This is a genomic window from Rhodococcus sp. 06-418-5, from assembly GCF_002258285.1.
Lineage (GTDB): Bacteria > Actinomycetota > Actinomycetes > Mycobacteriales > Mycobacteriaceae > Rhodococcoides.
The window spans coordinates 42,523-49,955 of record NZ_NOYE01000027.1 but is presented as its reverse complement, the minus strand read 5'-3'; the positions used below and the strand labels follow the sequence as shown (position 1 = coordinate 49,955).

General features: G+C 66.2%; 8 protein-coding genes. 1 reads left to right on the top strand and 7 read right to left on the bottom strand.

Going from position 1 to position 7,433, the window contains the following annotated elements; genetic code table 11:
- Positions 1-236 precede the first annotated feature (236 nt).
- Together CH274_RS20850 and CH274_RS20845 are read right to left on the bottom strand one after the other, a co-directional pair.
- Entirely contained in the window at positions 237-1,091 is an 855-nt protein-coding gene (locus tag CH274_RS20850; protein ID WP_094658852.1) for a universal stress protein, read from the bottom strand.
- A 20-nt stretch (positions 1,092-1,111) separates the two neighbouring features.
- Positions 1,112-2,614 carry an APC family permease gene (locus CH274_RS20845; protein WP_032397455.1) on the bottom strand — a complete coding sequence of 501 codons (1,503 nt, stop codon included), beginning with the start codon at positions 2,612-2,614 and terminating at the stop codon, positions 1,112-1,114.
- A 246-nt stretch (positions 2,615-2,860) separates the two neighbouring features.
- On the opposite strand from CH274_RS20845, the gene CH274_RS20840 reads away from it, so the two are divergent.
- Entirely contained in the window at positions 2,861-3,985 is a 1,125-nt protein-coding gene (locus CH274_RS20840) for an adenosine deaminase (protein WP_045200020.1), read from the top strand.
- A gap of 21 nt (positions 3,986-4,006) precedes the next feature.
- On the opposite strand, the gene CH274_RS20835 is transcribed toward CH274_RS20840, so the two are convergent.
- From CH274_RS20835 to CH274_RS20815, 5 genes are read right to left on the bottom strand one after another with little or no spacing between them, the layout of a single operon-like run.
- Entirely contained in the window at positions 4,007-5,272 is a 1,266-nt protein-coding gene (locus CH274_RS20835) for a primosomal protein (RefSeq protein WP_094658851.1), read from the bottom strand.
- Positions 5,273-5,287: 15 nt separating this feature from the next.
- Positions 5,288-5,602 carry a YbaB/EbfC family nucleoid-associated protein gene (locus CH274_RS20830; RefSeq protein WP_045195821.1) on the bottom strand — a complete coding sequence of 105 codons (315 nt, stop codon included), beginning with the start codon at positions 5,600-5,602 and terminating at the stop codon, positions 5,288-5,290.
- A complete protein-coding gene (locus tag CH274_RS20825) occupies positions 5,599-5,952 on the bottom strand; it encodes a hypothetical protein (protein ID WP_094628532.1) in 354 nt (117 codons plus the stop codon). The genes CH274_RS20830 and CH274_RS20825 overlap by 4 nt, the downstream gene beginning before the upstream one ends.
- Positions 5,949-7,073 (bottom strand): C40 family peptidase, encoded by a 1,125-nt coding sequence (locus CH274_RS20820; protein WP_094658849.1) that lies wholly within the window; start codon positions 7,071-7,073, stop codon positions 5,949-5,951. The genes CH274_RS20825 and CH274_RS20820 overlap by 4 nt, the downstream gene beginning before the upstream one ends.
- Before the next feature lie 6 nt (positions 7,074-7,079).
- Positions 7,080-7,412 (bottom strand): type VII secretion target, encoded by a 333-nt coding sequence (locus CH274_RS20815; RefSeq protein ID WP_032397451.1) that lies wholly within the window; start codon positions 7,410-7,412, stop codon positions 7,080-7,082.
- Between the last annotated feature and the right edge of the window lie 21 nt (positions 7,413-7,433).

Sequence of the window (7,433 nt, the reverse complement as noted above, 5' to 3'; positions counted from 1 at the left end):
ACGCCTACACCCGCGTGACCGTCCTACGCGACGGAAACCACATCACCGCCTACAAGGCCAGTGGAGAAGTCCTCGGCCACCTGCACCTGGACATCGACAGGCTCTACCAAGGACAACTCCCCCGCCCCGCCGCTTAGAATCGTGTCTCACATGTATCGAGACACCCGTGTCCCACATGTATCAAGACAGCACACGACCTCTGCTACGAATTTCCGCTCACATGCGGCGCAGCCGCTCTACTCGTGCGGGACGACGACCACCGGCACCGGGGCGGCCCGCAGAATCTTCGCTGCGCTCGAACCGAGGAACACCCGCTTGGGAGTCGCCAGTCGACTCGAGCCGAGGACCAGCACATCGCCCGGCTTCCAGTCGAGGTTGCCCATCGCCTCGTCCAGCGTCGACCCGTCGGCGACGACGGACTGCAGGCCGTCGATATCGGGGAGAGCGCGAACCGCCCGGTCGAGATTGTCCTGCGCGGCGGCAACCTGTCGTCGACGGGTGTCCAGTGACGTCTCGTCGCTCGGAGCCCCGGTCGGTTCGAGCGAGACCAGCGACACCAAGCGCACCGGCACGTGCGCCGCGCTGGCAAGGGTTATGGCGAAGGGCAGCGGATTCGGGGCAGAGGCCCGAGTGGGGACGGCGACGGTCAGGTCGGTGATCGGAGCGCTGGAGAGCCGGTAACCCCGAGGGGCAAGGGCCAGCGGTACCTCCGACGCATGCAGCAGTTGACTGGCGACCGACCCGATCGAGTGCCGGTTCAACAGACCGTCACCGGCACCGCCGACGACGATCATGTCGGCATCGGTGTTCACCGCGAAGTCGATCAGGGCGCGGGCGAACGACTCGTGGGTGAGCACGTGCGTGGTCACCTCGATGCCCGACGGCACCTGGGCGGCCGCGTCGTCCACCCAGCCTCGCGCCTTGGCCTCGAGAACCTTTCGGTACGGTCCGCTGCCCTCCATGACGGGTTCGTCCACGGCCATGACCAGCACGATGTCGATGGAGGCATCGAGGGCACGGGCGAGGGCGGTGGCCAGGGCTACGCCGTCGTCTCCGCTGGGGGTGGCGAGGTAGCCGACGGTGATCTTCATGAGCTCGGTGTCCTTCTCTGCTAGTAAGTGTCCGGAACCTTGACTTCGGTGGACGCGGTGAGTGTCTTGCCCTGGAAGAAGTCCTTGTTGCCCACGAAGCACAAGAGCATGAGCGGAATTCCGAGTACCAGCATGCCGACGCCGAGAACGAACACTCCGCCGATCGGACCGTAGACGGTGTAACCGTAGTCGGGCTTGATCATGTCGACCGCGCTCTGGACGAACGCCCATGTCATCGACAATCCGCCGAGAAGTGGAAAGATGCCTCGCATGAACAGGTTTCGGACGGACGAGAACAGGGTCCGACGGAAATACCAGGTGCACGCGTACGCGGTGATGCCGTAGTAGAACGCGACGGCCAGTCCCAGCGACGCCACCGAATCCTGCAGCGCGTTGGCGCTGACGAAGGTCAGCACCAGGTAGAACATCAGGGCCGCGGCCCCCATCACGAGCGTGCCGAAGCCGGGCGTCATGTACTTGGGGTGCACGCTGGCGAACCGCTTGGGAATCGCCTCGTACACGGCCATCGACAGTGTTCCGCGGGCCGTGGGCAGGATGGTCGTCTGCGTCGAGGACAGTGCCGAGATGGAGACCGTCAACAGCAGCAACGACGCCACGATCGAGCCGGCGACCGGATCGCCGAGAATGGTGAGCACATCGTCGACGTTGTCCGGATTGTTCAGGCCGATTCCGGTGTCGCCGAACCCGGCGAACGACTGCACGGCGTATCCGACCAGCACGTACGTCGCGACGAGAATCAGTGTGGTGATCACTGCGGCCCGGCCCGGGGTCTTCTCCGAATCCTTGGTTTCCTCGCCGACGGCCAGGCACGCATCCCATCCCCAGTAGATGAAGATGCACAGAATGATGGCCTGGGCCGCGTCGGACATCGTCACCCCGGTGGGGACCAACCAACTCCACTCAGGGGTGATGGCCTGTGGTCCCGCGGTGCCCGTGCCCACCTTGACCAATGCCGTCACCGACACTCCGATGAGCACACCGAACTGCACGACGAGCAGCACGTTCTGCATCCGTTCGCTGATGAGGATGCCGCGAAAACTGACGTAGGTCATCGAGACGATGAAGAACGAACCGAGGGCGACCTTGGCCGCGGTCGACTCCGCCAGGTCCGACAGGCCGAGGAACTCGAACAGGTAGATGGCGGCGATCTCGGCAACGTTGGCGAGCACGATGATCGCCGAGACCGCCAGCCCCCATCCCGCCATCCAGCCCACCCACGGGCCGAACGCCTTGGTACCCCAGGTGAACGACGTTCCGCAGTCCGGGGTGTCGCGTCCCAGCTCTCGGTAGGCGAAGGCCGTGAGCAACATCGGGACGAATGCGATGAGGAACATGGACGGCGCTTTGTCGCCGACGGCCAGAACGACGTAGCCGAGGGTGGCGGCCAGACTGTATGCCGGAGCCACCGCCGACAGCCCGATGACGATGTTGCCGACCAACCCGAGAGCGCCGGTGTTGAGTCCTTTACCCGGAAGGGTGTTCGGCGGTTCCACAGTGGACATAGGTCTCTCCGAAGTTCGAGTCGACCGAGCACGTCGGAGGGGGGACCCGACAGAATCGGCCGCGTGTGTGGGATGAACACTACGATTTCCGTCGCCGATTCGCTGTGTATCGACGGAATTGTTTTCATCGGAGTAACAATGCAACGGAATAGGTCGCGCAAGCGGCGAGGTTCGCCGAAATCCGTGGACTCGCCGATGGGCTTCGGCGGACGCGCGTGCGCGAGGGCCGCACGCTACCGTCGTCACATGAGCACCGCGGAGAACACTCAGTCCTCGATCGGTGGCAGTGCGCCACTCGATCTCGCGTCGATCAGGACCGCTCCCAAGGCGTTGCTGCACGATCACCTCGACGGCGGACTCCGCCCGCAGACCGTGTTGGAGCTGGCCGAGGAATGTGGTTACGACGATCTTCCCGCCACCGACGGTGCAGCATTGGGCGAGTGGTTCCGCGACGCCGCGGACAGCGGCTCCCTCGTGCGGTATCTCGAGACGTTCGCGCACACCGTCGCCGTGATGCAGACCCCCGAAGGGCTGTTCCGAGTGGCGCGCGAATGTGCCGAGGATCTTGCCGACGACGGGGTCGTGTACGCCGAGGTGCGCTTCGCTCCGGAGCAGCACCTCGAGCGTGGCCTGACTCTCGACGAGGTCGTCACCCACACTCTCGCCGGTTTCGAGGCGGGTATTTCCGCCGCCAAGGTGCGCGGCAAGAACATCACGATCGGCACCTTGCTCACTGCCATGCGGCATGCGGCGCGGTCGCGGGAGATCGCCGAACTGACGGTTCGCTTCCGCGACCGCGGCGTCGTCGGCTTCGACATCGCCGGTGCCGAAGCGGGCTTTCCTCCCAGCCGCCACCTCGACGCCTTCGAGTACATGCGAGCGAGCAACGCGCACTTCACCATTCACGCGGGGGAGGCGTTCGGTCTGCCGTCGATCCAGGAAGCAGTGGCGTTCTGCGGCACCGACAGGCTCGGTCACGGAGTACGAATCACCGACGACATCACCACCGGTGACGACGGCACACCACAACTCGGTCTGCTGGCCGCCTACGTCCGCGACACCAGGATGCCCCTGGAGCTGTGCCCCAGCTCCAACGTCCAGACCGGTGCCGTCGAATCGTTGGCGACGCACCCGTTCGATCTGCTGGCCCGAGCGCGATTCCGGGTCACCGTCAACACCGACAACCGGTTGATGAGCGATACCTCGATGAGTCGCGAGATGGCCAAGCTGGTCGAGACCTTCGGCTACGGCTGGAGCGATCTCGAGAGATTCACCATCAACGCGATGAAGTCGGCGTTCCTGCCGTTCGACGAGCGGCTGGCCCTCATCGACGACGTCATCAAGCCCGGTTACGCAGTGCTCATCGGCTGATGCCGCGGACCGAGCCGGCTGCTACTTCTTGCGCAGCCGGCTCTCGAACTCACGCTCGAGTACGCGCCACGCCTCGGCCTCGACGTCGAACGGTGCGCTCGGGGCGAGCCGATCGGGGCTGGGTTCGAGGGTGTACGAGACGTACCAGCCCAGCGGCGTGGACGTGGCGAGAGCCTCGTCCACGGAGTCGTCGCCGGCGAAATCGGCTGCGTCGGTGAACAACTCGACAGCGAGGTCGAGTTGGTCGACGTCGACTGCGGTGGGGCCTTCGGCGAGGTCGTCGGCCAGACCTGGCAGCACGTACACGTTGTCGTCGGTGACGGTGATGTCGAGGGATCCGTCGATGGCCGCGGTCTGAACGTCGGAGTAGGTACTGACCTGCGCCAGGTCGTGATCGTGGTCGTCGGCGAGATACCGGGCCAGCGACCGCTCGGAACCGAAGACGCTGATGGCTCCGCCGCGACCGAGGAACACCGGCTTGTCACCGAGGTAGCACCGCAGGGTGTACAGGGTGTCGTCCGAGGTGATGATGCGAATCGGGTCGATGCCCACGGTGGTCCAGAAGGTCTCCTCGGCGGCCGCCGCGGCGATCGGATCACGGTCCACCTCGGCAGAGTCGTCTTCTTCGTCGTCGTCCGAATCGGAGTCGATGTCGTCCGTGACGTCGTCGGCGTCGACGGCATTCTCGGCCGCGGCGGTGATCTCGGCTTCCGCTACGGCGACGGCAGCGGAGTCGACAGCGGGGGAGGTGACGATGGAGTCGACGGCGTCGAGCACGTCGTCCCAGTGCTTGGCGACAGCCGCTCCGATGCGGTCCCAGAGTTCTCCGCCCTCGCGACCGAGGAAGTTCTCGACGCCTCCGCCGACGGCCCCGACGAATGGGTTGGAGCCGAAAAAGCTTGTGACGGGGCGCAATTCGCAGACATCGCCGATGGAGGAGACGATATCGAAGGTGGCCTGCAGTTCGGCGAGAACGTCGGCCTCGGGGTCGGAGGCCACCAGCTCCGGTACCGCCACCAGATCGAAGCGGTGCAGATCGTCGGGCTCGAGTTCGTGTGCGGCGAGTGCGGAGACCACCTTCCACGACGGATGGTCGACCAGATCGTTGTCGTCGTCGGATCTGACGAATGCCGCGAGCTCTGCGACGCTCGAGAAGCCGTACAGGTCTTCCTCGTGTCCGAGAAATGCCTCCCACTCGTCGTCGCCTTCTCGCCACTCCGGTGCCCACAGCGTCGAGAAGTCACCTGCGGTGAGACCGAGTTCGATCGGGATGATGTCTCCAGCCATGGCGCGAAGCCTATCTCAGGAGTCTGTGAACGAACCCCGCAGACTTTGCAGGATCGTCTCGCGCTGCTCGAGCGCCGCAGCGGCGGCCTCTGCGGCCGCTGCGGTGATCGTCGACGCGAGTGCGTGGGCGGCAACCGATCCGAGGTTCTCGGCGAGCTCGAGCTCGACCAGGGCTCCGGATCCGTCGGCGACGACAGTGACCAGGTTGTCCGGCGAGGTGAGTCGAATCCTGATGCGGTCCAGGCGCTCGTGCGTTTCGCGGAGCGCATCGAGCCGGTCCTGGGCGCTGCCGACCAGAGTGTCGAGGTCGGTGGTGCGGGCGTGGGTCATACCTGCTTCAACCAACTCGTGGGTGCGGAGTCCTCTGCGAGATTCTCGTTCGCCTCGGCAGCGACTCGGGCAAGGGTGGGCAGACCGAGGCGATCGAGAACCTCGGTGGGAACGCCGTCCTCGGCGAGAAGCGTGCGGCGCCGAGCGCGGGCAGCCGCGCTCGCCCGTTCGCAGTGCTGGAGAATCGTCGACGCCAATGCGCCTCCGCCGTAGCGCAGTTCGCGCTCGTCGATGACGATTCCGATCGGCAGTCCGTGTTCGGTGGCACGCACCGTCACCGATCCCGATCGAGTACCCGACACCGCGCTGACGACGGTGGTGTCCGAGTCCGTCATCGTCTGACCCCTCATTCGGTCGGACGGTAGAAGCCCTTGAAGCCCATACCGCTGTTGGTCGTTCTGATCGGTCCCACCTGCACGGGGTCGCCTGCCTCGACGAGCTGACCGTTTCCGATGACCATGGCCACGTGTCCGTCCCAGACTGCGAGGTCACCGGGCATCACCTCACCGGGTGCCACGGCGGATCCGATGTCCTGTTCCTGTGCCAGGCGCGGGATCTCGATGCCCTGCTGCGCGTACGCCCACTGGGTCAATCCGCTGCAGTCGAGCCCGCGGCCCGGCGTGGTGCCTCCCCACGCGTAGGGCACACCCTGTTGGGTCAGTGCGCTGCGGACGGCACCTGCGGCTTCGGCGTTGGGTGCGGTGACGGTACTGCCGTCGGGTAGGCGTATCTCGACTCCCCGGCCGATGTGCTCGGGGGATCGGGAGGGATCGGTGCCCGGATTGCCCAGGTAGTTGTGGGCACCACCGCTGCCGAGCGACTCGGTCCCCGCGGCGGGGGACGAGACGGACTGGGCGAACGTCTTCGCCAGCTTCTCACCTGCCTCGATCACCTGTGATGTCGCGGGTGAGGTCATGAGATTCGAGGGTGCGCCGGAGGCCGGTGTCGGTTCGCCGCCCACGGGGGCGGGAACCGTGGGCGGAACGGCCAGTTCACCGACTATCGCGGTGTGGACGGCCAATTCGCCGCGAACCCTGGACACCACCACGAGAGCTCGCTCGAGGTGCTCGATGGCCGCCGTGATCAGCATGGTCTGCCCCGGCGGGGTGGCGATGATCGGCCCGGCCGACAGTGCGATTCCCACGAACGACTGCACGATCGCCTGCAGCTCGAGGAAGCCTTGGTTGGTGTCGCGACAGGCCCGATCGACGACGGCAGCGATGTCGTCGGCGTGGTCGGCGAGAGCGACGGCGCTCGTATGAGCGTTCTCGGCGTAGCGAACTGCCGCATCGGCGGCCTCACCGTTCCAATTCGCAGCGAGCTCGGTGACCGCGACCCTGCCGATTCCCCGAGCCGCCTCGATCGCTGCCGAGGACACCCGCAGCACGTCGGCCGGCCCCCCGGTGGGGAGCGCCCCGTTGCCGAAGGCCCCGAGCAGATCGACGATGGGACGGGCCAGCAGATCGATCATCGGCGCTTACCGCGCGTCCGTCGCGACACCGGCGGCCGAGGCCGCAACGGTTGCGCCGGTGCCGGCGTCGGTGAGGGCGTACGAGACCGCGGATGCAGTGGCCGCGGAGCCGATGCTCGCCACCGCGCCGGCCAGGCGCACCACGGCGTCGGTGTGCGCCAGATGGGTGCCGGTGACGGCGCCGAGAAATTCCTGTCCGATCAGGCCGAAGACCGGAGCCAGCACAGCGGGGCCGCACGCGGCGGCGGCAGCACCTGCCGCCGCGATCTGCTCGGCCATGGTCGACGCCACCGCACCGTATGCGAGGACCCCCTCGGTTTCGACGACGAGCTCGGCCATCACTGCCCCCTGAGAATGCAA

What these genes read in the sequence shown, in the direction of transcription:
- CH274_RS20845 (WP_032397455.1), bottom strand. Translation starts at nt 2,614, where the DNA reads ATGTCCACTGTGGAACCGCCGAACACCCTTCCGGGTAAAGGACTCAAC.
- CH274_RS20840 (WP_045200020.1), top strand. Translation starts at nt 2,861, where the DNA reads ATGAGCACCGCGGAGAACACTCAGTCCTCGATCGGTGGCAGTGCGCCA.
- CH274_RS20820 (WP_094658849.1), bottom strand. Translation starts at nt 7,073, where the DNA reads ATGATCGATCTGCTGGCCCGTCCCATCGTCGATCTGCTCGGGGCCTTC.
- CH274_RS20830 (WP_045195821.1), bottom strand. Translation starts at nt 5,602, where the DNA reads ATGACCCACGCCCGCACCACCGACCTCGACACTCTGGTCGGCAGCGCC.
- CH274_RS20825 (WP_094628532.1), bottom strand. Translation starts at nt 5,952, where the DNA reads ATGAGGGGTCAGACGATGACGGACTCGGACACCACCGTCGTCAGCGCG.
- CH274_RS20850 (WP_094658852.1), bottom strand. Translation starts at nt 1,091, where the DNA reads ATGAAGATCACCGTCGGCTACCTCGCCACCCCCAGCGGAGACGACGGC.
- CH274_RS20835 (WP_094658851.1), bottom strand. Translation starts at nt 5,272, where the DNA reads ATGGCTGGAGACATCATCCCGATCGAACTCGGTCTCACCGCAGGTGAC.
- CH274_RS20815 (WP_032397451.1), bottom strand. Translation starts at nt 7,412, where the DNA reads ATGGCCGAGCTCGTCGTCGAAACCGAGGGGGTCCTCGCATACGGTGCG.